This is a genomic window from Ruegeria sp. C11, from assembly GCF_056537725.1.
Map to the genome: position 1 here is coordinate 142377 of NZ_JBQFSB010000003.1, position 22173 is coordinate 164549.

24 protein-coding genes and 3 tRNA genes are annotated in these 22173 nt (G+C 59.1%); 13 read left to right on the plus strand and 14 right to left on the minus strand.

Annotated elements, in window-relative coordinates; translation table 11 throughout:
* The first annotated feature begins 47 nt into the window (after nucleotides 1-47).
* Nucleotides 48-1211, plus strand: a complete 1164-nt coding sequence (locus ACR0NA_RS06650) for an alpha-hydroxy acid oxidase (RefSeq protein WP_480727243.1) — start codon at nucleotides 48-50, stop codon at nucleotides 1209-1211.
* 120 nt (nucleotides 1212-1331) lie between these two features.
* On the plus strand, nucleotides 1332-4769 hold the full coding sequence (locus ACR0NA_RS06655; RefSeq protein WP_480727245.1) for a pyruvate carboxylase: 3438 nt from the start codon (nucleotides 1332-1334) through the stop codon (nucleotides 4767-4769).
* 80 nt (nucleotides 4770-4849) lie between these two features.
* Here ACR0NA_RS06655 and ACR0NA_RS06660 read toward each other — a convergent pair whose 3' ends face one another.
* Entirely contained in the window at nucleotides 4850-5854 is a 1005-nt protein-coding gene (locus ACR0NA_RS06660) for a hypothetical protein (protein ID WP_480727247.1), read from the minus strand.
* Between the two features lie 276 nt (nucleotides 5855-6130).
* Between ACR0NA_RS06660 and ACR0NA_RS06665 the strand changes: the two genes are divergently transcribed.
* From ACR0NA_RS06665 to ACR0NA_RS06675, 3 genes are all read left to right on the plus strand, one after another.
* Nucleotides 6131-6205 (plus strand) — tRNA-Gly (locus tag ACR0NA_RS06665).
* A gap of 34 nt (nucleotides 6206-6239) precedes the next feature.
* A tRNA-Gly gene (locus tag ACR0NA_RS06670) sits at nucleotides 6240-6314 on the plus strand.
* A gap of 19 nt (nucleotides 6315-6333) precedes the next feature.
* A complete protein-coding gene (locus ACR0NA_RS06675; protein ID WP_480727249.1) occupies nucleotides 6334-7266 on the plus strand; it encodes a GNAT family N-acetyltransferase in 933 nt (310 codons plus the stop codon).
* Nucleotides 7267-7269: 3 nt separating this feature from the next.
* Here ACR0NA_RS06675 and ACR0NA_RS06680 read toward each other — a convergent pair whose 3' ends face one another.
* Complete coding sequence (locus tag ACR0NA_RS06680) at nucleotides 7270-7509, minus strand: Lrp/AsnC family transcriptional regulator (protein WP_170650781.1); 240 nt, start codon at nucleotides 7507-7509, stop codon at nucleotides 7270-7272.
* 163 nt (nucleotides 7510-7672) lie between these two features.
* Between ACR0NA_RS06680 and hisB the strand changes: the two genes are divergently transcribed.
* Together hisB and hisH are read left to right on the plus strand one after the other, a co-directional pair.
* Nucleotides 7673-8260, plus strand: a complete 588-nt coding sequence (hisB, locus tag ACR0NA_RS06685) for an imidazoleglycerol-phosphate dehydratase HisB (RefSeq protein WP_480727252.1) — start codon at nucleotides 7673-7675, stop codon at nucleotides 8258-8260.
* Nucleotides 8261-8899: an imidazole glycerol phosphate synthase subunit HisH gene (hisH, locus tag ACR0NA_RS06690; RefSeq protein ID WP_480727254.1), complete on the plus strand. Its 639-nt coding sequence runs from the start codon at nucleotides 8261-8263 to the stop codon at nucleotides 8897-8899.
* Nucleotides 8900-8920: 21 nt separating this feature from the next.
* On the opposite strand, the gene ACR0NA_RS06695 is transcribed toward hisH, so the two are convergent.
* On the minus strand, nucleotides 8921-9325 hold the full coding sequence (locus ACR0NA_RS06695; protein ID WP_480727256.1) for a DUF2147 domain-containing protein: 405 nt from the start codon (nucleotides 9323-9325) through the stop codon (nucleotides 8921-8923).
* 133 nt (nucleotides 9326-9458) lie between these two features.
* On the opposite strand from ACR0NA_RS06695, the gene hisA reads away from it, so the two are divergent.
* Entirely contained in the window at nucleotides 9459-10187 is a 729-nt protein-coding gene (hisA, locus tag ACR0NA_RS06700; RefSeq protein ID WP_480727258.1) for a 1-(5-phosphoribosyl)-5-[(5-phosphoribosylamino)methylideneamino]imidazole-4-carboxamide isomerase, read from the plus strand.
* A gap of 25 nt (nucleotides 10188-10212) precedes the next feature.
* Here hisA and ACR0NA_RS06705 read toward each other — a convergent pair whose 3' ends face one another.
* Together ACR0NA_RS06705 and ACR0NA_RS06710 are read right to left on the minus strand one after the other, a co-directional pair.
* Complete coding sequence (locus ACR0NA_RS06705; RefSeq protein WP_480727264.1) at nucleotides 10213-10587, minus strand: hypothetical protein; 375 nt, start codon at nucleotides 10585-10587, stop codon at nucleotides 10213-10215.
* 118 nt (nucleotides 10588-10705) lie between these two features.
* A complete protein-coding gene (locus tag ACR0NA_RS06710; RefSeq protein WP_480728025.1) occupies nucleotides 10706-11098 on the minus strand; it encodes a DUF302 domain-containing protein in 393 nt (130 codons plus the stop codon).
* Between the two features lie 171 nt (nucleotides 11099-11269).
* Here ACR0NA_RS06710 and hisF point away from each other — a divergent pair, with 171 nt between their 5' ends.
* From hisF to ACR0NA_RS06725, 3 genes are all read left to right on the plus strand, one after another.
* Nucleotides 11270-12031, plus strand: a complete 762-nt coding sequence (gene hisF / locus ACR0NA_RS06715) for an imidazole glycerol phosphate synthase subunit HisF (protein ID WP_170650787.1) — start codon at nucleotides 11270-11272, stop codon at nucleotides 12029-12031.
* Nucleotides 12028-12345: a phosphoribosyl-ATP diphosphatase gene (locus ACR0NA_RS06720; RefSeq protein WP_480727269.1), complete on the plus strand. Its 318-nt coding sequence runs from the start codon at nucleotides 12028-12030 to the stop codon at nucleotides 12343-12345. The genes hisF and ACR0NA_RS06720 overlap by 4 nt, the downstream gene beginning before the upstream one ends.
* Nucleotides 12346-12422: 77 nt before the next feature.
* Nucleotides 12423-12998: a hypothetical protein gene (locus tag ACR0NA_RS06725; RefSeq protein ID WP_480727272.1), complete on the plus strand. Its 576-nt coding sequence runs from the start codon at nucleotides 12423-12425 to the stop codon at nucleotides 12996-12998.
* Nucleotides 12999-13009: 11 nt separating this feature from the next.
* On the opposite strand, the gene ACR0NA_RS06730 is transcribed toward ACR0NA_RS06725, so the two are convergent.
* The 4 genes from ACR0NA_RS06730 to rlmB all read right to left on the minus strand — a co-directional run bounded on the left by ACR0NA_RS06730 (nucleotide 13010) and on the right by rlmB (nucleotide 15301).
* The gene (locus ACR0NA_RS06730) at nucleotides 13010-13480 is read right to left on the minus strand and encodes a CoA-binding protein (RefSeq protein WP_480727274.1); all 471 of its coding nucleotides are present in this window, start codon (nucleotides 13478-13480) and stop codon (nucleotides 13010-13012) included.
* A gap of 200 nt (nucleotides 13481-13680) precedes the next feature.
* Nucleotides 13681-14127: a YHS domain-containing (seleno)protein gene (locus tag ACR0NA_RS06735; protein WP_480727276.1), complete on the minus strand. Its 447-nt coding sequence runs from the start codon at nucleotides 14125-14127 to the stop codon at nucleotides 13681-13683.
* A gap of 103 nt (nucleotides 14128-14230) precedes the next feature.
* On the minus strand, nucleotides 14231-14515 hold the full coding sequence (locus ACR0NA_RS06740; RefSeq protein WP_480728027.1) for a hypothetical protein: 285 nt from the start codon (nucleotides 14513-14515) through the stop codon (nucleotides 14231-14233).
* A gap of 12 nt (nucleotides 14516-14527) precedes the next feature.
* Complete coding sequence (rlmB, locus tag ACR0NA_RS06745) at nucleotides 14528-15301, minus strand: 23S rRNA (guanosine(2251)-2'-O)-methyltransferase RlmB (protein WP_480727279.1); 774 nt, start codon at nucleotides 15299-15301, stop codon at nucleotides 14528-14530.
* A gap of 117 nt (nucleotides 15302-15418) precedes the next feature.
* On the opposite strand from rlmB, the gene ACR0NA_RS06750 reads away from it, so the two are divergent.
* Nucleotides 15419-15502 (plus strand) — tRNA-Tyr (locus ACR0NA_RS06750).
* Between the two features lie 160 nt (nucleotides 15503-15662).
* Here ACR0NA_RS06750 and ACR0NA_RS06755 read toward each other — a convergent pair.
* The 5 genes from ACR0NA_RS06755 to ACR0NA_RS06775 all read right to left on the minus strand — a co-directional run bounded on the left by ACR0NA_RS06755 (nucleotide 15663) and on the right by ACR0NA_RS06775 (nucleotide 21103).
* Entirely contained in the window at nucleotides 15663-16184 is a 522-nt protein-coding gene (locus tag ACR0NA_RS06755) for a DUF2478 domain-containing protein (protein WP_480727282.1), read from the minus strand.
* A gap of 71 nt (nucleotides 16185-16255) precedes the next feature.
* On the minus strand, nucleotides 16256-16921 hold the full coding sequence (locus ACR0NA_RS06760; RefSeq protein ID WP_480727284.1) for an NnrU family protein: 666 nt from the start codon (nucleotides 16919-16921) through the stop codon (nucleotides 16256-16258).
* 106 nt (nucleotides 16922-17027) lie between these two features.
* On the minus strand, nucleotides 17028-19094 hold the full coding sequence (locus ACR0NA_RS06765) for an ABC transporter permease (protein ID WP_480727286.1): 2067 nt from the start codon (nucleotides 19092-19094) through the stop codon (nucleotides 17028-17030).
* Complete coding sequence (locus tag ACR0NA_RS06770) at nucleotides 19091-20143, minus strand: quaternary amine ABC transporter ATP-binding protein (RefSeq protein WP_480727288.1); 1053 nt, start codon at nucleotides 20141-20143, stop codon at nucleotides 19091-19093. The genes ACR0NA_RS06765 and ACR0NA_RS06770 overlap by 4 nt, the downstream gene beginning before the upstream one ends.
* Nucleotides 20144-20152: 9 nt before the next feature.
* Nucleotides 20153-21103, minus strand: coding sequence for an ABC transporter substrate-binding protein (locus ACR0NA_RS06775; protein WP_170650835.1), 951 nt, complete (start codon nucleotides 21101-21103; stop codon nucleotides 20153-20155).
* A gap of 381 nt (nucleotides 21104-21484) precedes the next feature.
* On the opposite strand from ACR0NA_RS06775, the gene ACR0NA_RS06780 reads away from it, so the two are divergent.
* Nucleotides 21485-22147 carry a DNA-3-methyladenine glycosylase I gene (locus ACR0NA_RS06780; protein ID WP_480727291.1) on the plus strand — a complete coding sequence of 221 codons (663 nt, stop codon included), beginning with the start codon at nucleotides 21485-21487 and terminating at the stop codon, nucleotides 22145-22147.
* Nucleotides 22148-22173: the final 26 nt, after the last annotated feature.

Genomic DNA, 22173 nt, shown 5'->3' on the forward strand with positions numbered 1-22173 from the left:
TTCCACTGACGGCTTGCCGAATCGACGGGCAGGTCCGATCAAATGGCATGGACCTAGGCAACAGATATCCGGGCATAGAAGACCTGAAAAGGCGTGCGCGTCGTCGGGTTCCTCATTTCGTGTGGGAATATCTGGACAGCGGTACTGGCAGCGAAACGGCAAGGGCCAGAAACCGCGCCGCGCTGGACCGGATCGGCTTTGCACCTTCGATCCTGCACGGTGAGCTGGAGTTCAACACTGCCACCCAGCTTCTGGGGCGAGATTTCGCGCTGCCGTTCGGCATCGCGCCGATTGGCATGTGCGGATTGATCTGGCCGGATGCCGAAAAGATACTCGCCCGTCAGGCCGCGGCTGCAGGAATTCCGTTTACCCTGTCGAAGGTTGCCAGCCAAAGCCCCGAAGATCTGTCGCACTGTCTGGGTCCTGATGCGTGGTTCCAGCTATATCCGCCAAGGGATCCCGACATTCGGATGGACGTTCTGAAGCGGGTGCGCGCGTCCGGCTTTTCGACCTTGGTGCTGACGGTAGACGTTCCTGTCGCATCGCGACGCGAGCGTCAGACGCGGTCCGGCCTGACACATCCGCCAGAACTGACGCCGCGCTTGCTATCGCAGATCGCATTGCGCCCGACCTGGGCGCTTGGGATGGCGCGGGCGGGGATGCCGCGGATGCGGACACTGGACAAATACATACAGAACCGGGGGAACCTGCCACCGACGGCCCATATCGGTTATCTGCTGCGAACCTCTCCGGACATGGACTATGTCCATTGGCTGCGCGATCACTGGGACGGACCATTCATCGTCAAGGGCGTGATGCGGCCCGAAGATGCCGAGCGGCTAGCCGCAGCAGGTGTCGATGCGCTGTGGGTGTCGAATCACGGAGGGCGTCAGTTCGACGGTGCCCCCGCCAGTATCGAGGCTCTTCCCGACATACGCGCCGCGACGAACCTGCCTGTGATATTTGACAGCGGCGTCGAGGGCGGGCTGGACGTTTTGCGCGCGCTTGCGCTGGGGGCTGACTTCGTAATGCTGGGGCGGGCGTTCCTGTATGGTCTGGCCGCATTGGGTGAGGCCGGGCCTACCCATGTGATCGACATACTGAAACAGGACATGATATCCAATATGGGACAGTTGGGCGCGGCCAATCTGGCCGATTTGCCGCCTGCAATTGACCTCGGATATGCTGCATTGCAGCAACGCCAGACATAAATCTGTTACTGAACGGCGTTTGCGAGCGATAACATGCCGGTTCTACCCAGAACTACAGATATACGTGCGCGTATTGTCTGCCTATTACCACGGCCAAGCTAGAAAAGACCGGGACCTGCCATGACCGACTTCAAGAAAATCCTGATCGCGAACCGCGGCGAGATCGCCATCCGAGTGATGCGCGCGGCGAACGAGATGGGTAAACAAACCGTTGCTGTCTTTGCCGAGGAGGACAAACTGGGCCTCCATCGCTTCAAGGCGGATGAGGCGTATCGCATCGGCGAAGGGATGGGGCCGGTTGCCGCCTATCTGTCCATTGACGAGATTATCCGCGTTGCCAAGGAATGCGGCGCGGATGCGATCCACCCCGGTTACGGCCTGCTGTCCGAGAATCCGGACTTTGTGGATGCCTGCGTCAAGAACGGCATCACCTTCATCGGCCCCAAGGCGGAAACCATGCGGGCGCTTGGCGACAAGGCCAGCGCACGTCGTGTTGCCATCGAGGCTGGCGTTCCAGTCATCCCCGCGACCGAGGTGCTGGGCGACGACATGGATGCGATCCGGGCCGAGGCGAAGGAAATTGGCTATCCGCTGATGCTCAAGGCATCCTGGGGTGGCGGCGGGCGCGGCATGCGTCCGATCGAATCCGAGGATGAGCTGGAAGAGAAAGTTCTGGAAGGCCGCCGCGAGGCCGAGGCTGCGTTCGGCAACGGCGAGGGGTATCTGGAAAAGATGATCACCCGTGCCCGCCACGTCGAGGTGCAGATCCTCGGCGACAAGCATGGTGAGATCTATCACCTTTACGAACGCGACTGCTCGGTTCAGCGCCGGAACCAGAAGGTCGTCGAACGCGCCCCTGCCCCATACTTAAGCGAGGAACAGCGCGCCGAGATCTGTGAACTGGGCCGCAAGATCTGCGCCCATGTGAACTATGAATGCGCCGGCACCGTCGAATTCCTGATGGATATGGAGACGGGCAAGTTCTACTTCATCGAGGTGAACCCCCGCGTGCAGGTGGAACATACCGTCACCGAAGAGGTCACCGGCATCGACATCGTTCAGGCGCAAATCCTGATTGCCGAAGGCAAGACCCTGGCCGAGGCCACGGGTGCGGCCAGCCAGGCGGACGTGCATCTGACCGGCCACGCGCTGCAGACCCGGATCACCACCGAGGATCCGCAGAACAACTTCATCCCCGACTATGGCCGCATCACCGCCTATCGCTCGGCCACCGGCATGGGCATCCGTCTGGATGGCGGCACCGCCTATGCGGGCGGTGTGATCACGCGCTATTACGACTCGCTGCTGACCAAGGTGACCGCTAAGGCGCCGACGCCTCAGGCCGCGATTGCCCGTATGGACCGCGCCCTGCGCGAGTTCCGCATTCGTGGTGTCAGCACCAATATCGACTTTGTCATCAACCTGCTGAAGCATCCGACCTTCCTGTCGAATGAATATACCACCAAGTTCATCGACACGACGCCGGACCTGTTCACCTTCAAGCGTCGCCGCGACCGGGGCACCAAGGTTCTGACCTATATCGCGGATATCACCGTGAACGGGCATCCTGAAACCAAGGACCGCCCGGAACCGCGCGCCGATCTGAAAGAGGCCAAGGCCCCCGCGCTGAAAGCCGAGCCGCAGATGGGCACACGTAACCTGCTGGAACAGAAAGGCCCGCAGGCGGTTGCCGACTGGATGAAGGCGCAGCGTCAGTTGCTGATCACCGACACCACCATGCGCGACGGGCACCAATCGTTGCTGGCCACCCGGATGCGCTCGATCGACATGATCAAGGTGGCGCCGACCTATGCGGCCAACCTGCCGCAGCTGTTCTCGGTCGAATGCTGGGGCGGCGCGACGTTCGACGTGGCCTACCGCTTCCTGCAGGAATGCCCGTGGCAGCGTCTGCGCGACCTGCGTGAGGCGATGCCGAACCTGATGACCCAGATGTTGCTGCGTGGTGCAAACGGGGTTGGTTACACCAACTATCCTGACAACGTGGTGCAGGAGTTCGTGCGTCAGGCATCCAAAGGGATCGATGTGTTCCGTGTGTTCGACTCGCTGAACTGGGTCGAGAACATGCGCGTCGCCATGGATGCGGTGATCGAGAACGGGAAAGTCTGTGAAGGCACCGTATGTTATACCGGCGACATTCTGGACCCGGACCGTTCCAAGTATGACCTGAAATACTATGTCGGCATGGCGAAAGAGCTGCGCGATGCAGGTGCACATATTCTGGGCCTGAAGGATATGGCGGGCCTGCTGAAACCGGCCTCGGCCAAAATCCTGATCCGCGCGCTGAAGGAAGAGGTCGGCCTGCCGATCCACTTCCACACGCACGACACCGCCGGTATCGCCAGCGCCACCATTCTGGCTGCGTCCGAGGCGGGCGTGGACGCGGTGGATTGCGCGATGGACAGCTTCAGCGGCAACACATCTCAGGCAACGCTGGGCACAGTGGTCGAGGCGCTGCGCCATACCGAGCGTGACACCGGACTGGATATCAAGGCCATCCGCGAGATCAGCGATTATTTCGAGGCCGTTCGCGGCCAGTACGCGGCCTTTGAATCCAGCCTGCAGGCCCCGGCCTCCGAGGTCTATCTGCACGAGATGCCCGGCGGCCAGTTCACCAACCTCAAGGCGCAGGCGCGTTCGCTGGGACTGGAGGAGCGCTGGCACGAAGTGGCGCAGATGTATGCCGACGTGAACCAGATGTTCGGCGATATCGTGAAAGTGACACCGTCGTCCAAGGTGGTCGGTGACATGGCGCTGATGATGGTCAGCCAGAACATGACCCGTGAGCAGGTCGAGGATCCGGATACCGATGTGGCCTTCCCCGACTCGGTCGTCGACATGATGCGCGGCAATCTGGGCCAGCCTCCGGGCGGGTTCCCGGACACGATCATCAGGAAGGTTCTCAAGGATGAGGCCCCGAACACCCAGCGCCCCGGCAAGGACGTGCCCGCGGTCGATCTGGAAGCCACCCGTGCCGACCTTTCGAAGCAGTTGGAAGGCAAGGATGTCGATGACGAGGACCTGAACGGTTATCTGATGTATCCCAAGGTGTTCCTGGATTACATGGGCCGTCACCGGACATATGGCCCGGTCCGCACCCTGCCCACGCGCACCTTCTTCTACGGCATGGAGCCGGGCGAGGAGATCACCGCCGAGATCGATCCGGGCAAGACGCTGGAAATCCGTTGTCAGGCCATCGGCGAGACCGATGAAAAGGGCGAGGTCAAAGTGTTCTTTGAACTCAACGGCCAGCCCCGCGTCATCCGGGTGCCGAATCGTCTGGTGACCTCATCCACGCAGGCCCGGCCCAAGGCCGAGGCCGGCAACGCCAACCACATCGGCGCACCGATGCCGGGGGTCGTGGCAACCGTCGCAGTGACCGCCGGGCAAGAGGTCAAGGAAGGCGACATGCTGCTGACCATCGAAGCGATGAAAATGGAAACCGGTATCCACGCCGAGCGTGACGCGGTGGTCAAGGCCGTCCACGTCCAGCCCGGCGGCCAGATCGACGCAAAAGACCTGCTCGTCGAACTGGAATAATTTGGGCGGCGCAAGCCGCCCACAATCACCAAAAGCGCAAAACGCCGCCGGCACTCAATCCGGCGGCGTTTTGTTTGGACTTATTCGGACAGCATGTCGTTCAGCGCTGACACTGCTTCGTCGGAAAGCTCCTGATCGCCGGTCAGATCTGCAAGCGCTTCTTCGCTGGTTTCTGATGCGGTATCTACCGCATCCTGCGCTTCGGCCACTTCGGATTCGGCATCCTCCACCGACTTTTGTGCCTCACTGACCGCATCATTATAGTCGTCGATCGAGTCGAACTGGTCGGCAATTTCGTCATCCGTAAGCCCTTCGAGAGCGTCCAGTTCGCTTTGGGCTTCGGCAAGGCTGTCGAGGGATTCGGCAAGATCGTCTTCGGCAATGCCAAGTTCCGCCAGCGAGTCACGATAATCGACCATGGAACCAACCCGGCTGTTGGGAGCTGCATTCGCAAAAGCCTGTGCGCTGGCGTGCGCGGCATTCAGCCCTTTGAGTTCCGAGGCTATCTTGCCCTGAGACTTGGTCACTGTGTCAGATTTTACAGCAGCCTTCGATCTGGAAGTGCGATCTTTTGATTTGCCGTTGAATATACCAGAGATTTTGTCTCCCAGGCGATCCGCACTGGCGGCCAGTCCGCGTTCGCTACTCTTCGATTTTCCTTTGCCCAGTCCGAGCCCAGCAAATACGCCTTTGCCGTTGTTGGACTTACCAGAGCTTTTGCCTAAACCAAGTCCGGAAAACACTCCCTTACCGCCAGAGGATTTGCCCGAGCCTTTACCAAAACCGGCCTCCGCGCTTTTGCCCTTGCCGCCGCCGTTACCGCCTTTTCCAGCACCGTTGCCGCCCTTGCCACTGGCACCATCACCGCCTTTGCCGTTGCCTCCACCGTTGCCGTTGCCGCCGCCGTTACCGTTGCCACCTCCATTGCCGCCGCCGTTGCCACCTCCATTACCGCCGCCGTTGCCACCTCCATTGCCATCCTTGGCATAGGCAACGTCCGGCGCAACAAACCCGGCTGCAAAACCAAAAACACCCGCAAACATCAGCGAGGTCATCGCTATTCGAAGCATCGAACCCGTTTTCATAGAGCCTCCAATATCCATCAGTTCCAGCCAAATTCTTCGCAATAGTAGCAATAAGAGTGCGGTTAAAAACACACTACCATTAACAACACTAATTATTATGGCAAAATTGTGCATCTCTGCGGCTATTGGCTATCTGTTAAGCTCCACGCGGCGGGGCTTGAGAAATCGGCGCTTGCTCGCGCGTCATCCTAGGACATGGGAAATTTTTTTCGTTTCGTGCGTTTTTCCCCTTGCAGCTTTACGCCAGAATTTATACTTCACGCCTCACTCAACGGTGCGGGCGTAGCTCAGGGGTAGAGCATAACCTTGCCAAGGTTAGGGTCGGGCGTTCGAATCGCCTCGCCCGCTCCAATGAGAGACCGAAAGGTCGCTGAAAGTATCTGATGCGGGCGTAGCTCAGGGGTAGAGCATAACCTTGCCAAGGTTAGGGTCGGGCGTTCGAATCGCCTCGCCCGCTCCAGATACCAAACTCTCCGAACATGCTGGTTCTTTGTCGGGCGTTGCGCCATTGTGGCCTGAAACGCAATCACTACGGAGATGCGCCCATGCCCGAGTATGAAATTCGCGCTTTGACGCCGGACGAACTTCAAACGTCTGTCGACTGGGCGGGGCACGAAGGGTGGAATCCCGGCCTGCACGACGCTGTGTGCTTTCGCAGTTCTGATCCCGAGGGTTTCAAAGGCGGATTTCTGGATGGGCGGATGATCGCATCCGCTTCGGCCGTGAATTACGACGACGCCTATTCGTTTCTGGGCTTTTACATCGTCCGACCCGAATTTCGCGGGTCTGGTTACGGGCTTAAGGTGGCCGAAGCGGTCAAAGCTCATTGCCAGGATCGCAATATGGGTATGGACGGTGTGGTCGAACAGCAGGACAACTATCGCAAATTCGGGTTTACCCTGGCCTATGACAATTATCGGTTTTCCGGAACGGTCCGCAGCATACTGAAGGGGCTGGATCAGACTGGTAATGACAACATTACCCCCTTGAGCACCCTGACAGATGAGGTGCGTACCTATGACCGGCACCTGTTCCCCGCCCCGCGCGATACGTTCCTGCAGGGCTGGCTGGACGCGCCAACCCATATCTCTCGGGTGTTTCAGGATAATGGGCGGATCAGGGGCTATGCGACGCTGCGGCGATGCCTGAGCGGATATAAGGTTGGACCGTTGTTTGCGGACAATACGGATATTGCGCAGGCCCTTCTGGCGTCGCTTTTGGCGACGCTTCCAGCCGATCAGTTGGACAGCGACGTGTTCATCGATATGCCGAACCCCAACGCCGGCGCAATGGAATTGGCCCATAACCTTGGCCTGACCAAGGTGTTCGAGACCGGGCGCATGTATTCCAGCCACGCGCCGGATATCGATCTGGATCGGATTTACGGAATCACGACGTTCGAACTGGGTTGAGACTCAGAACGCCTTGAAGGTCATCGTGGTCAGTGATCGTTCGATATTCGGGATCACCAGCAGGTGTTCGTTGATGTAATGGCCCACATCCTCGGTCTCGGGGATGTAGAGCTTCAGCAGCAGATCATATTCACCACTGGTCGAATACAGTTCCGAGTGGATTTCTCGCAGGGCGATTTCTTCGGCCACTTTGTAGGTCGTGCCGGGTTTGCAGCGAATCTGGATAAAAACGCAGGTGCTCATGCCATGGGCCTTGTTGTTTGATTTGCGGTCAGGCTGACATGACGGCAGGGCGCGTGCAATCCCCTGATTTCATCGCAACACATCGCCGCGTGGGGACCAAGCGGGCTGGATATCTTTTGCGATCCGCGTCTATAAGCACGCCTGTAGCAAAAGGAATTCGCCCATGCGCAGCGCCACGATCAGCCGCCAGACCGCCGAGACCGAGATCACGGTCGAAATCAATCTCGACGGGACCGGTGCCTATGACAACCAGACGGGTGTCGGGTTCTTCGATCACATGCTGGATCAGCTGGCGCGCCATTCGCTGATCGACATGACGATCCGGGCCAAGGGCGATTATCACATCGACGACCACCACACGGTCGAAGACACGGGCATTGCGCTGGGTCAGGCCCTGATGCAGGCCCTGGGAGACAAGAAAGGTATCCGCCGCTATGGCGAGTGTCACCTGCCCATGGATGACGCGCAGGTGCGGTGTGCGCTGGATTTGTCTGCCCGTCCGTTCCTGATTTGGAACGTGGACTTGCCGACACAAAAGATTGGCACCTTCGACACCGAACTGGTGCGCGAATTCTTTCAGGCGCTCAGCACCCATGGCGGCATCACGCTGCATATTGACCAGTTGCACGGCTTCAATAGCCACCACATCGCCGAGGCGGCCTTCAAGGCTGTTGCCCGCGCACTGCGTCTGGCGGTGGAAACCGACCCCCGCAAAGCTGATGCGATTCCATCGACCAAGGGCGCGCTATAGATGTTGACCGCCATCATCGACTATGAAAGCGGCAACCTGCACTCGGCCGAAAAGGCGTTTCAGCGCATGGCGCGCGAACTGAATGCCGGTGAGGTTGTGGTGACGTCGGACGCCGAGGTCGTTGCACGTGCGGACAGGCTGGTTCTGCCCGGCGACGGGGCTTTTCCCGCCTGTGCCGCCGAACTGCGTGGCCATAAAGGCATCCATGACGCAATGGTCGAGGCGGTCGAACAGAAGGGGCGTCCCTTTCTGGGCATCTGCGTCGGAATGCAGTTGATGGCAGCAAAAGGCCACGAATACAGCGAAACCGATGGATTGGGCTGGATCGCCGGAGACGTGGTGCGGATTGAACCGTCAGACGATGGCCTGAAAGTGCCCCATATGGGCTGGAACGATCTGGTGATCGAACACGAACACCCGATTTTTGACGGCGTAGAAAGCGGCGATCACACCTATTTCGTGCATTCCTACCATTTCCGCGTCAACGACCCGGCCCAGCGGCTGGCCCACGTGGATTATGGTGGGGATGTCACGGCCGTTGTCGGCCGCGACACGATGGTCGGGATGCAGTTCCACCCCGAGAAAAGTCAGGATGTGGGTCTACGGATGATCGGAAATTTCCTGAACTGGAAACCGTGAATCCGCAGGTCGGACCGCGTGCTACTCGATTCGCGACCAGACCTGACCGCGACAGATCAGGCCACCAGCAACACAGCCTTTGACGGTCAGTGAATTGCCGTCGAGGGACATTTTCGAGTTATAGGTTTTGTCCGAATCCGGTGCCCAGATCTTGCCATCCGCATAGGCACCATTCCCTTCGGGGATCATGTCCCAAATGATGTTCTTGCCAAGATGCTCATAGTCGAGCGATTCATTCCCTTCTGCATCGAAGGCGTTGTCGATCGTCCCGCAAATTGCGCTGCCGCAAGGCCCGATGGATACGTGCAGATAGCCACCGGTGTCACCTGGCTGGGTTTTCCACAGACCGTCAACCGGATCATCCGCCAGAGCCGCCGTGGCAAATACCGAACAGATCGCGGCAACTGCAAATGTGATCTTCTTCATGAAAACTCTCCCAATTTTGGCTCCAGTCTGACCGGAGGCGAAGAATCGAGCAAGCCTGACTTTGGGTCGCGTTGCATCCCCTGCCCCAGCCGTGCCATATCCCCCGCGAATATCAGCAAAAGGCCGCCAGACCATGATCCTTTACCCTGCTATCGACCTCAAAGACGGTCAGGCCGTGCGCCTGCTGCGCGGCGAGATGGACAAGGCCACCGTGTTCAACGAGGACCCGGCCGCTCAGGCCCGCGCCTTTGTCGAGGCCGGTTGCGAGTGGCTGCATCTGGTGGATCTGAACGGCGCCTTTGCCGGTGAGCCAGTCAATGCCGCACCGGTCGAAGCCATCCTGAAGGCTTGTGATGTACCTGCGCAGCTGGGCGGTGGCATTCGCGACATGGCCACGATTGAGACCTGGATCGAAAAGGGCCTTGCCCGCGTTATTCTGGGTACGGTCGCGGTGGAAAACCCCGATCTGGTGCGCGAAGCCGCCAAAGCCTTCCCTGGCAAAGTCGCTGTAGGCATTGATGCCCGGAACGGGCTGGTTGCCACAAAGGGCTGGGCCGAAGAGACCGACGTTCAGGTGACCGATCTGGCGCGCAGTTTCGAGGACGCGGGCGTTGCCGCCATCATCTACACCGACATCAACCGTGATGGCGCGATGCAGGGTCCGAATATCGACGCAACTGCTGATCTGGCCCGCGCCGTGTCGATCCCGGTGATCGCGTCAGGCGGTGTTAGCTCTCTGGATGATCTGATTGCCCTGCGCGATTGTGGGGTCGCCCTGAACGGCGCGATTTCTGGCCGAGCGTTGTATGACGGAGCAATCGACCTGAAAGAGGCCTTGTCAGCGCTGAAAAGCCAAGCCTGATCTGAACGTCAACAAACAAGAACTGCTACTTCATTTTCCAAGGATTTTTCAAAGGCTTTCCGCCTTTGTAAGGTTGCAGTTCTTTGTTGCCGGTGCGTACGAATTGCCAGCAATCGCTGCCACTTCCCCAGTTCTCGCACCATTGATTGCCGTCAACAAACCATTCGGCCTCGTACTTGTCACCTCCAAAGTTGCCGGCAATTTTCCCCTTTTTGCGACCTTTTCCATAGGCCTGAGCCCATTGGGTTTTACCATCGTTGTTTGAAATCCCGTAAAGTGTTGAACCCGGAATAGTCGCCAGCAGCTCTTTTTGCGTCATGAAATTCTGCGCCTGCGCAGCGCCTGCAACGGCCACAAAAAATGCGCCTGCAATCCATATCGTTTTCAATGAAGGCTTCATTGATAGCCCCTCCCAAAAAATGTTTGAAATGCAGGGAATTTACCACAATCCCGGCACTCAAACAAATTGCGGAGGAGAAGATGTGCCAGCGGCCAATGCTTCTGGCACATTCGTTTGGTTATTGCGCCGCCACAGACGTCAGCTTGGCCAGTGCGCCGCGCATCTTTTCGATGACCGGCGATTTCTCGACCTCGTCAAACTCATCCATGGTTTCCTTGGGATCTTCGTAGGCCAACCACACCTGACCGTTGGCGTCTTCATAGACCTGCACCTTGAGAGGCAGGAACAGACCTGCGCGCGGATCGATCTGCATGGCAGGCGTACCCAGAGCCGGGTTGCCGAAGATCAGAACCTGATTGGCCGGAATGGACATGCCAACCTTTTCGGCGCCTGCCGCATGGTCAACACGCGCGAAAACCGTTGCACCGGCGTTGCCTACCGCAGCCTCCAGCGCATCCATTGCCTCGGGCACAGATTTGGCCGTGTTTACCTTGATGATATCATCCGCCATTGCTGCGACGGTCCCTCCCAGAATGAACGCGGTTGTCAGAAATAGTTTGCGCATCGCAATATTCTCCTGATGAATTTGCCGATAGTTTTCACAGCTTTGACCGATGTGACAATCACAAGTCTGGCATCGGCAAGGCTTTGCCGTTAGGAGTGCCGCAACAAAGGATACCCCATGCTGAAAACCCGCATCATTCCCTGTCTGGATGTCGCTGACGGCCGAGTCGTCAAAGGTGTGAACTTTGTAGGCCTGCGCGACGCGGGCGATCCGGTGGAATCGGCCAAGGCTTATGACGCGGCAGGTGCGGATGAGATTTGTTTTCTCGACATCCATGCCACCCATGAAAATCGCGGCACGATGTTTGACGTGGTGCGCCGGACGGCCGAACAGTGTTTTGTTCCACTGACCGTTGGCGGTGGCGTGCGGACGCGCGAGGATGTGCGCGCCCTGCTGCTGGCAGGCGCGGACAAGGTCAGCTTCAACTCGGCAGCGGTCGCCAATCCGGATGTGGTGGCGGAAGCGGCCGGTCAGTTCGGCAGCCAGTGCATTGTGGTTGCCATCGACGCCAAGACCGTCAGTCCCGGCAAGTGGGAAATCTTTACCCATGGCGGGCGCAGATCGACCGGCATCGACGCGGTCGAGTTTGCCAGAACCGTCGTCGCCAAAGGGGCTGGCGAAATCCTGCTAACTTCGATGGACAGGGACGGCACCAAGGCCGGGTTCAACCTGCCACTGACTCGCGCCATTTCGGATGCGGTCGACGTGCCGGTCATTGCCTCGGGCGGGGTTGGAAATCTGGACCATCTTGTCGATGGCGTAACAAAAGGCGGCGCAAGCGCGGTACTGGCCGCGTCGATCTTTCATTTTGGCGAATACACCATTCAGGAAGCCAAGGAACATATGGCCGCCGCCGGTATCCCCATGAGGCTGACATGAGCATCCTGCACGATCTTGCGGCAACTATCGAAGACCGCAAAGGGGCCGATCCCGACTCAAGCTGGACCGCCAAGCTGCTGGCCAAAGGCCCCGAGAAATGTGCCGAGAAGTTCGGCGAAGAGGCCGTGGAGGCCATAATCGAGGCGGTAAAGGGTGACACGGCCGGATTGACCTCTGAAGCGGCGGATGTGCTTTACCATCTGCTGGTCATGCTGGCGGTGCGCGACGTGCCACTGGATGCCGTGTTGCAAGAACTTGCCCAACGTCAGGGCATCAGCGGCATCGCGGAGAAGGCAGCCCGAAAGGGCGATTGAATCCCCCATGGCAGGCCGTTAATCTTTATGGCCACCGGGCACGTTGATCCGGGGCGCGAACAATCGGGAATACTTGGATGATCGGTAAATTTGCTTTTGCTGTGATGGCGCTTGCGCTGGTGCTTGTCAGCGGCTGCACGGGAAAGCCAGATGTTGATCAGCGCGACATCTACGGGCTTGCACAAGAGTTGCAGCAACTGGGCCCCGAAGTGGACCCGAAAGAGGCTGAGCGCGCCGCTCGGATCGCCTATGACTATGCCCTGCAATTGCGCGAGGAATACCAGGTCACCGATTCACCGCTTGTGCATAACGCCAAGGTCAATAACGGGTTTCGCGATCGTGGCCTGTGCTGGCATTGGGCGGAAGACATCGAAAGACGTCTCAATCAGGAGCAGTTCCGCACATTGCAGATGCACCGCGCCATTTCCGACCCCGAAAACCCGTTTCGCATCGACCACAGCACCGCAATCATCAGCAAGCGTGGTGATGACATGTATGATGGCGTCGTACTGGACGGGTGGCGGAACGGCGGAGCCCTGTATTGGGCGCCGACTCGAGAGGATACGCGGTATAACTGGGCGCCCCGCATAGAGGTTCTCAGAAACAAAGAGCAGAAACTGCTGAAACAGCGGGCTTCCCTGACAACGGGCTGACCCGGTTACGGTCAGAGTTTCGATGAGATGATGCCGGTGGCGAATCCACCCATGCGCAGCTCTCCGAACAGGCGCTGATATTCGATCTTGGGGCAGCGGTTCATCACCACATCAACGCCCCGCGCCTGCGCCTTGGCGCCTGCATCCGCGTGTTCGACACCGATCTGCATCCAGATCGTGCGCAGGGCCGGAAACCCGTCAAGCGCCTCGTCCACGATGGGTGGAACCGCTTCTGAGCGGCGGAAAATATCGACCATATCCACCGGCTCGGTGATTTCGGACAATGTGGCCCGCACTGTTTCCCCAAACAGCTGTTTGCCCGCATGGCCGGGGTTGACCGGTATGACCCGAAATCCCTTAAGCCCAAGGTATCGTGCCACGTAATAACTGGGGCGCACCGGGTTCATGGAAACGCCAACAACAGCGACCACTTTCGTGCGCTGCAATACGGTCTTGAGAAAGGTATCGGAATAGTCGGACATATCGGCACCCTACCCGCCCGAAGGGCAAGAAAAAAGCGCCCAGGAATATCCTGGGCGCCAGTTATGGAACGAGGGACAGTGAAATGACCCGCGGCAGTTCCGTTCCGCGGTCACTGTGACATTTAGGCATAAGTTTCGAAAAAAGAAGAGGGGTCGAGTAAAATTGTGATGACAAATCACAATTGGCGGAAATCAGCCGGCTATTTGTAAAGAACGCGCGGCCAGTTTCCTTCGGCCGAGCGGATATTTCCTTCGACATCCCGGCTCCATAGCCTTTCGATCTGGTGCGAGTGAACCAGATACAGCCTGTCATCCACTATCTGCCAGGCATTCGGGTCCGTACTGGTCAGGTACCCGCGGGCAACGGCATAGGCACAATACCCACCGAACTGCGGCGCAAAGGCCCTTGGGTTTGCCTCGAACACTTCGCGGTTTTGCTGTGACGCAAAATGCCAGGTCGCCCCCTTCCACATCACGGCAATTTCCGGCGCGCCACGAACGGGTGTGCCGGCCTGAAAGTAGGATACCGTATCGTATCCATGAATCGCCGCACCGCCATCTGTGAAATACATAGGCGACTCGGCTCGGGCAACGTGGGGAACAAGGGTGGCCGTCATACCGGCCAGCAGGGAACGTCTTGAGATCATCGTATTACGGGTACAGTTACTTGGAGACCCGTAAAATGCAGCTTTTTGGCAGATTTATAAACCCCGTTGACAGGGAAGTGATTGGACCGTGTGCACCGGCGGTTTAATCGAAGATATCCTCGATCGTGTCCCATGCCTCGTCCACGAAACGAGAGAACATGCTTTTGCGCGGCTTCTTCTTTTTCTGCTTCGGCTTGGCATAGCCCCGACTGGCAGAGACGCTGTGCTCTGCTTTCTTGGTGGTTTTGGATTTCGGCAGCATTTTCAGATTGTGCAGCGGAGCGCCACAGCTGGAACAACTCAGCTCATGCCGCTCGCGGCCACGCAGAACCAGCGCCGCGCGGCTGCCGCAATAACAGCAGGTTACGATCTTGGATGGGCCTGAAATGGTCGCCTCCTGTCACTTGTGCCTTGAGGCATATAAGGCAATCGCCGCCGCGTTTGAGACGTTGAGCGAACCAAATCCGCCCGCTGCGTCAATTTTCACCAACTGATCAACGGTTTCCTTGGTTTTTTGCCGCAAACCCGGCCCTTCGGCCCCAAGAACCAGAGCTACCGGTCTGTCGCGCCTGCCATCGACTGCAGCTTCGATGGTCTGTTCCGCCTCGCCGTCCAGACCCAGCACGAGAAACCCCATGCCCTGAAGCTCAACAATGGTGTCGGCAAGGTTGCGAACGCGCAGGTAGGGTTGCCGCTCCAGCGCGCCGCTGGCCGTCTTGGCAAGCGCCCCGGTCTCGGGCGCCGAATGATGCCGCGTTCCGATCACGGCGCTGGCCCCAAGAACCTCGGCCGAGCGCAGAATCGCACCGACATTATGAGGGTCGGTCACGCGATCCAGAAGAATGACACGCGGATGCTCGCGCCCGATGCAGTTTTCGGCCAGCCCGCCCCAGTCCAGCGGCCTGACTTCAAGTGCTGCCCCCTGATGCACCGAACCCGGATCAATCGGAGCAGTGAATTTTCGCGGATCGACCACCTCGGGATCGATCCCGGCGAAATCGATGGCTTCACCCAGTTTTCCCTTGGCGTTGAGCGTCACGATCAGCCGTATTTTCTGCCGCTTTGGGTTCATCAATGCGTCACGAACGGCATGCAGGCCAAACAGCCAGACCGTCTCGCCTGCTGCCGCCTTGCGCGCCTGTTCTTTTTCCACGACCCATTTGGGTTTTTTCATCTGTACCGGCCTCCGGGCCTTGGAGTGAGTTTCCTGCGCCAAAGCGGAATTTTCCTGTTGACGCTCCTTTGGCGCGCTAGTAATCACGCCTCCACGTCAGGTGCAACGCCTGACAGTGGGCGACAGGCCGCAAGGTGTGGCAGGGGACTGTAACTCCCTCGCGGAGACGCACGCCTGGTTCGATTCCAGGGTCGCCCACCATCTTCACAATCCTCTGAATACAAATACAAAAGCTTGTTTTTCAGGCGAATTGTGACTTTGAGCCGCGAAAGCCGCCGTACAATCGGCGCCGATCAGACCGGCGCCGGATTTCTGGAACCAATTTCTTTTTTGCGGTCTCGACCGGACCGGCACAGGTTGATTATGCAGCGGCCGATTTTTCGGCGTTGACCTGCTGAACCCACTCCAGAATCGCGTCCGTGTCTGCTTCCATCTTTTGAGCAGCGCCGTCAGTGAATTCCTGAAAGCGGTCTTCGTTCAGCGAATTGACTCCGACCAGTACCGGGATATCGCGCGCCAAAGCTTCGGCGATCACCGGCCGGAAGCCGCGCCCATCCGCCTCGTGCTTGCCGAATTTGTTGATGATCAGAAGCTGTGGCGTGTCATCAAGCGACGCAGTCACATACCCAACCGCCTGTTCCAGCGCGGCCGGATCCAACCTGCAACCGCGCGCCATCGAACCCAGAGATTGCGAGATACGGATGGTCGCGCCATCAGGCAGTACGCGCAGGTCCATGTCGCATTTGCTGCTGTCGGCGCATTCGGTGTTGGTCTGCACCACTCCGGCCAGTCTGGCCCCCGTCGCCAGCAGGCGTTCCGCAACCGCGCTGAGCAGTCGGTCGGTTGCGCCTCTATCGGTGGTCGTGACATAGGCCAGATGCATTGTTTGGCTCTCCGGAATTGATGTTGGTGTTTCAGATAGCACGCCGTGGGGTGCGCGGCCACTCCCCGGCGTCAGGGAACGGGCGACAGGCCGATCACGGGTGCGTGCAGATGCAAAAGAACCGCATACGCGGCAAAGGCGGATATCCAGACCCAAGGACGCGGCAACGGGCGTGGGGCGTGTAGCGACAGCCGCGAGGTGTTGCGGGTAAGCCGGGTCCACTCAGCGCCAAGCTCAGCCGATCTGCGCCGGTCGATCAGCGCCATGCCCAACCACGCGAATCCGGCAAACAAGCCGAACAGAATCACATGTGCCAGGCTGCCATTGGCCATCAAATGTGCCAGGGCCCACAACAACAGGGCCGCGAGGACCGGATGGCGGGTCGTGCGCAGGATTCCGGGCTGATCCGGATCAAACGAGCTGCGGCCCAATCCGCCAAAGGAAAACGGGTTTTGAATCGCCAGACCGGCAATCGTCAGCCAGCAAACGATGGGCATGATCAGAACGGGAACCCACCGGAATATACCGAGGGGCGGGATAACCTCGACATATGGCGCGCGGGCAGCAGCCACGATCAGCCACGCCAGAACCGCCAGTGAGAACAGGGAATAGGCTGTGAAATATCCTGACCGGCCCAGCTTTGAGATCAGCCACGGGCGGACCGGTGGACGCACCGGGATCGCGTGGCTGAGCAGAAAGACGATGAGTGCCGCAATGAACTCGCCCCAACCGGCCATGGAACTCTCCAACGTTTTTTGCCCGGTCTAGGCAGCTTTGCGGTGCCGGTCTTTGTCCGAAGTCAAGAACGGCAAGGGGGCGGATCATCCGCCCCCTGCCCTTGTGTCACAGACCCAGCGCCTTGCGCCGTTCCTCGGCAAAGCCTTGCACCATGCGGTCAGCGATCAGTGCAAGGATCGCCATCGCCGCCCCTGCCGAGATACCCAGACCCACATCCGCCTGCCCCAGCGCCAGATAGATCGACTGGCCCAGACCGGTGGTGCCGATCAGCGCCGCGATCACCAACATGGCGAAGGCATAGAGGATGGTCTGGTTCAGCCCCAGCAGGATCGTCGGCGCGGCATAGGGCGCGCGCACGTCGCGCAGGATCTGCCATTCATTGGCACCGCTGGAAATGGCGGCCTCCATCATCTCGTCCGGCGTGTTGACCAGCCCGTGCCGCGTATAGCGGATCATCGGGACGATCGCATAGGCGCAGATCGCCAGAAAGGCCGAGAACTCGCCGATCTGGAACACCATGAGGACGGGGATCAGGAAGACAAACAGCGGGATCGTCTGCAACATGTCGCAGATCGGGCGCACGATCTTCCAGACCGGGCTCCAGACCGCACTGGCCAAGCCGATCAGCCCGCCAACCACGGCGCAGGAAAACACCGCCGCCCCGCTGAGATAAAGCGACAGCAACGCCCTTTCCCACAGGCCCGAGACAAGGATGGTGCTGAGTAGCACCACCGACAGCAGGGCCAACCGCCAGCCGCCCGCAACCCAGCCAAGTGCGGCAGCCCCGGTCAGGACGAAAGGCCACGGCAGGTTCGCAATCCCGGTTTCCAGCATCCCGATCAGGATAAGGACGGTCAGGCCACCGGTCAGATGGCCGCGCCACGCCATCAGCATCGCGATGACTGCACCGACGGCGAACAGGCCATAGCTCATGCCTGCAGTCCACTGAAAGCCCCAGGTAAACGGCAGAACCGCCTGATCCAGACCAATGCGCAACGGCAGCAAGACATAGAACAGGGAATTGTTCTTGAGCGCGTCCAGCCACGGCCCGTTATCCTGCGTGAATGCGGTCAGTCCGCTGTCCACCGCATCAGCCACGGGATCAAGCAGCGTCAGATCGGATGGATTGGGCAGCCGGGTCCAGAAGGCGATGGTGAACACCACCGCAAAGCCCAGCATGGCCCAGACAACGCGCATGTCATATCGCTTGCGCTCGGCCGCCAGAGTGCCGCTCATGCGGTCGATGACGACGGCGAATACCACGATAACAAGACCGGCCATCAGCGACTCGCCGAACTGCGCCTTGCGCATGGTCAGCAGAACCTCCCAGCCGATGTCGTTGAAACCACCGATGACGGCGGCGATGATGACCATCGACAGAGCAGCCATTAGGCACTGGTTCACACCAACCATGATCTGCGTCGAGGCCGAGGGGATTTCGACCTGAAACAGCTGCTGGAGGCGCGTGCCGCCGGACATGATGGCGGCCTCTTTCACCTCATGCTCGACCCGCTCCAGCCCCAGCATGACATTGCGGGCCATCGGAGGCGCGGCATAGATGGCCGACGCAATCAGGCCCACGACCGGACCAAAACCAAAGAGCAGCAGCAGCGGCGTGAGATAGGCAAAGGTCGGCACTGTCTGCATGACGTCCAGAACGGCCTGCACAAAGGATTTCACCCGCGGCACTTCGTTGGCAAGGATACCGATTGCGCCACCCACGATCAGCGCCACCGGCACCGAAACCGCCACAAGCGCGAGGGTATTCATGCTTTCCGCCCAATACCCTGATGCCAGCACGAAACTGAGCCCGAGAAATCCCAGCGAAGCCATGGGCAGACCACCCAGATACCAGCCCAGCGCGGTGACAATTCCGATCAACAGAGGCCAGGGGGTATTACCCAGCACATAGTTGGCCCAATCCATAGGATAGGCCATCACGTCAGAAAACAACCGAGCCGCCGGTTTGATACCGTTCAGAAACCAGGCCAGAAACGTCCCGACCCATTCGGTCGCTGGCAGCTCCCACGTCGTAGGCCATTTCACCAACCATGGCACAAAGGGTTCCAGCGCCAGACAGATCGCGCCGACCAGAACGGTGATCAGCGCCGCCTGTGCACCAACCGTTAACCGAACAGAGCTTGTTTTCGGCACATCGGCTAAAGCGCTCATGCCTCTTCCACCTGCAAAGCGGCGGCCAGATCGGACGGATGAACCGTGCCCACGATGGTGCCGGTCTGATCCCGCACGGGGACCGGTTCATACAGTTCCATGCAATGCGCCAGCGCGGCGTCCAGCGTCATCGATGTCGTCAGTCCCGGATCATCCGGGCCGCGTTCACCTTCGCCCTGGCGCATGACCGATGCGACCTTGGCGTGCTGGCCTTTGGCGACATCCTTGGAAAACTCACGCACGTAGTCATCGACCGGGCGCAGGACGATATCCGTAGGCGTGCCGATCTGGACGATCTTGCCGTCGCGCATGATGGCGATACGGTCGGCCAGCTTCAGCGCCTCCTGAATGTCATGAGTGATGAACACGATAGATTTCTTCAGCGTCGCCTGAATGCGCAGGAACTCGTCCTGCAACTGGCGGCGGATCAGCGGGTCAAGTGCCGAGAACGGCTCGTCCAGAAACCAGATATCCGGGTTCACAGCCAGTGATCGTGCGATCCCCACACGCTGACGCTGACCACCGGAAAGCTGGCGGGGGAAACTGTCTTCGCGGCCTTCAAGGCCGACCAGAGAGATCACCTCTTGTGCGCGCGCGCTGCGTTCCTTGCGCCCTATCCCCTGCACCTTGAGCGGATAGGCCACGTTTTCGGCTACGGTCATGTGCGGGAACAAGCCAAAGTGCTGAAACACCATGCCCAATTTCTTGCGGCGCAGTTCGGTCAGCGCTTTCTTGGAGGCACCGATGACATTTTCGCCTTCGATGCGTATCTCACCGCCGGTGCCCGGCAGCAGCTGTGAAATACAGCGGATCAGCGTCGATTTGCCGGAACCGCTTAGCCCCATGATGACGAACAACTCGCCATCCCGAACCTCGAAATTCGCGTCCTGCACCGCAGGAATGAACCCTTTTTCACGCAGGTCGGTGGCGGCCTGATCGGCGTCTCCCCCTGACCGAGACAACGCGTCGGTCAGGGCTTTGTCAGCGCCGGGGCCAAAGACCTGCCAGAGGTTCTGGCAGGCAATGGCTGGCGTAGTTGTGTCAGTCACGCAGGCAGCTCACTTGGTTGCAGCGTCGACAACCGGACGCCATTTGCCTTCGTTTTCGGCCATCCATGCGGCGACCACTTCTTCGACCTTGCCACCGTCAACGTCGATCGCACCCATCATCGGCTGCTGGTCTTCGACCGCCAGCTGATAGTTGGTCAGGATCTCATAGGCGGCGGGCCACTTTTCTTCCATGCCACTCCAACCGGCCTTGAAGATGCGCGAAGGCGAGAAATCGCAATCGTTGACTGCATTTGGGTTCGGGCCCCATGCCGGATCGCTGAAGCACGCTTCTTCGCCGGGCGGCAAATCAACGAATTTCACGTCATAGGCCGACATCGCCCAATGCGGCTGCCAGAAGGTGATGAGCAGCGGCGACTTGCGCTCGGTCGATGCGCGCAGTTCCGCGATCAATGCGCCCTCGGAGCCTGCAGGAACCGCCTTGAACGGCAGGTCCAGACCGGTCATCCGATCCGCGCCGGGTGTACCCCAATCGGCAGGGTAGTCCACGAGACGACCACCGGGTAGCGTTTCGGCTGTGGCAAAGACCTGCGCACAATCCTTCAGTGCTTCCCATGCGGGCAGGCCCGGGCACAGGTCTGCGACATGCGCCGGGTAAGCAATGCCTTCCTTGGCGTCGAGACCCAGATCACCGATTTCAACAACGGTGCCTTCGTCAATTTTCTTGGCATATTCGTCCGAAACGTTCGACGACCAGATTTCCAGCGTCGCATCGATGTCGCCATCGGCCAGCGCCTGGAACTGGTTCATCATGCCCGCGGTGACATATTCGACATTATAACCGGCCGCTTTCAGCATCTCACCCGCGACATGCGTAGTGACGTGCTGCCCCGTCCATTCATTGATGGCCAACTTGATCGGCTCGTCCACTGCGCCCATATCGGCGGCATAGGCCGAACCGGCGACCGTCATGGCCAATAGGCTTACGCTCAGTTTTTTCATCGATTAACTCCCTGTTTTATTTGTTTTTACTCATCCTGGCGGGCGTTGCCCCGCCGGTTGCGTTCTGCTGGTGTCAGTACCGTATCGCAACATGCGCATTTTCGGCCACGAAAAGAAAGCGCTTAGTTTTATTCGTGACGCAGTACGGCGTAGTTGTCCGACAACCCGATTCCTTTTCTGTCTCATCCCTTTTTGAACGCCGCAGCGCCAAAACCGGATTCGGCTCTTATGTATCGCCGGATATTGATTGACGGGTCAATCACAAACCGAAAATACCCCGTTTGTCGAGAAATACTTTGGGTCAATGGCATAAAAATTACGCCTCGCTTGGCAGACCAACCCTGCGCAGATACGTTTTGCGAAAGGACGGAGGATGCAACCATGCACCATTTCGATGAGATTTTCGGTCTGGCCGCGAACCGTCATGGCGGGGCGGAGGCTTTGGAGGCGACGCTGAGCAAACCCAAAACCCGGGATGAGCTTGCGGCGATGACCGAGGATCGCTGGCTGTCCGTTATAACCAAATGCGTGTTTCAGGCCGGGTTCAACTGGAAGGTCATCGAAAACAAATGGGATGGGTTCGAGACGGCCTTTGACGGGTTCGATGTCGGCCGCTGTGCCTTTATGGATGACGAAAAATTCGACGCGTTGTTGCAGGACACACGGATCGTCAGAAACGGCACCAAGATTGCCTCGGTCCGGGACAATGCCGCCTTTCTGCTGGAGTTGCGCGAAGAAGGCGGCGCGGGCCGCGTACTGGGTGGATGGCCATCGACCGATTATATTGGCCTTCTGGCAATGCTGGGCAAACGCGGGTCACGCCTTGGTGGCGCATCCGCCCAGTATGCAATGCGTTTTGCCGGGCGGGACAGTTTCATTCTGTCCCGTGATGTCACCGCGCGGCTGATCGCCGAGGGCGTCGTGGATAAGCCGCCAACATCAAAAAAGGCCATGGCCGCTGTGCAGGACGCATTCAATGTCTGGATGGAGCAATCGGGACGTTCGCTGACGGAAATCAGCCGCGTACTTGCGATGAGTCTCTGAAAACGACTTGCAGAGACGACCGGGCG

What these genes read in the sequence shown, in the direction of transcription:
- ACR0NA_RS06650 (WP_480727243.1), top strand. Translation starts at nt 48, where the DNA reads ATGGACCTAGGCAACAGATATCCGGGCATAGAAGACCTGAAAAGGCGT.
- ACR0NA_RS06655 (WP_480727245.1), top strand. Translation starts at nt 1,332, where the DNA reads ATGACCGACTTCAAGAAAATCCTGATCGCGAACCGCGGCGAGATCGCC.
- ACR0NA_RS06660 (WP_480727247.1), bottom strand. Translation starts at nt 5,854, where the DNA reads ATGAAAACGGGTTCGATGCTTCGAATAGCGATGACCTCGCTGATGTTT.
- ACR0NA_RS06675 (WP_480727249.1), top strand. Translation starts at nt 6,334, where the DNA reads ATGCTGGTTCTTTGTCGGGCGTTGCGCCATTGTGGCCTGAAACGCAAT.
- ACR0NA_RS06680 (WP_170650781.1), bottom strand. Translation starts at nt 7,509, where the DNA reads ATGAGCACCTGCGTTTTTATCCAGATTCGCTGCAAACCCGGCACGACC.
- hisB (WP_480727252.1), top strand. Translation starts at nt 7,673, where the DNA reads ATGCGCAGCGCCACGATCAGCCGCCAGACCGCCGAGACCGAGATCACG.
- hisH (WP_480727254.1), top strand. Translation starts at nt 8,261, where the DNA reads ATGTTGACCGCCATCATCGACTATGAAAGCGGCAACCTGCACTCGGCC.
- ACR0NA_RS06695 (WP_480727256.1), bottom strand. Translation starts at nt 9,325, where the DNA reads ATGAAGAAGATCACATTTGCAGTTGCCGCGATCTGTTCGGTATTTGCC.
- hisA (WP_480727258.1), top strand. Translation starts at nt 9,459, where the DNA reads ATGATCCTTTACCCTGCTATCGACCTCAAAGACGGTCAGGCCGTGCGC.
- ACR0NA_RS06705 (WP_480727264.1), bottom strand. Translation starts at nt 10,587, where the DNA reads ATGAAGCCTTCATTGAAAACGATATGGATTGCAGGCGCATTTTTTGTG.
- ACR0NA_RS06710 (WP_480728025.1), bottom strand. Translation starts at nt 11,098, where the DNA reads ATGGCGGATGATATCATCAAGGTAAACACGGCCAAATCTGTGCCCGAG.
- hisF (WP_170650787.1), top strand. Translation starts at nt 11,270, where the DNA reads ATGCTGAAAACCCGCATCATTCCCTGTCTGGATGTCGCTGACGGCCGA.
- ACR0NA_RS06720 (WP_480727269.1), top strand. Translation starts at nt 12,028, where the DNA reads ATGAGCATCCTGCACGATCTTGCGGCAACTATCGAAGACCGCAAAGGG.
- ACR0NA_RS06725 (WP_480727272.1), top strand. Translation starts at nt 12,423, where the DNA reads ATGATCGGTAAATTTGCTTTTGCTGTGATGGCGCTTGCGCTGGTGCTT.
- ACR0NA_RS06730 (WP_480727274.1), bottom strand. Translation starts at nt 13,480, where the DNA reads ATGTCCGACTATTCCGATACCTTTCTCAAGACCGTATTGCAGCGCACG.
- ACR0NA_RS06735 (WP_480727276.1), bottom strand. Translation starts at nt 14,127, where the DNA reads ATGATCTCAAGACGTTCCCTGCTGGCCGGTATGACGGCCACCCTTGTT.
- rlmB (WP_480727279.1), bottom strand. Translation starts at nt 15,301, where the DNA reads ATGAAAAAACCCAAATGGGTCGTGGAAAAAGAACAGGCGCGCAAGGCG.
- ACR0NA_RS06755 (WP_480727282.1), bottom strand. Translation starts at nt 16,184, where the DNA reads ATGCATCTGGCCTATGTCACGACCACCGATAGAGGCGCAACCGACCGA.
- ACR0NA_RS06760 (WP_480727284.1), bottom strand. Translation starts at nt 16,921, where the DNA reads ATGGCCGGTTGGGGCGAGTTCATTGCGGCACTCATCGTCTTTCTGCTC.
- ACR0NA_RS06765 (WP_480727286.1), bottom strand. Translation starts at nt 19,094, where the DNA reads ATGAGCGCTTTAGCCGATGTGCCGAAAACAAGCTCTGTTCGGTTAACG.
- ACR0NA_RS06775 (WP_170650835.1), bottom strand. Translation starts at nt 21,103, where the DNA reads ATGAAAAAACTGAGCGTAAGCCTATTGGCCATGACGGTCGCCGGTTCG.
- ACR0NA_RS06780 (WP_480727291.1), top strand. Translation starts at nt 21,485, where the DNA reads ATGCACCATTTCGATGAGATTTTCGGTCTGGCCGCGAACCGTCATGGC.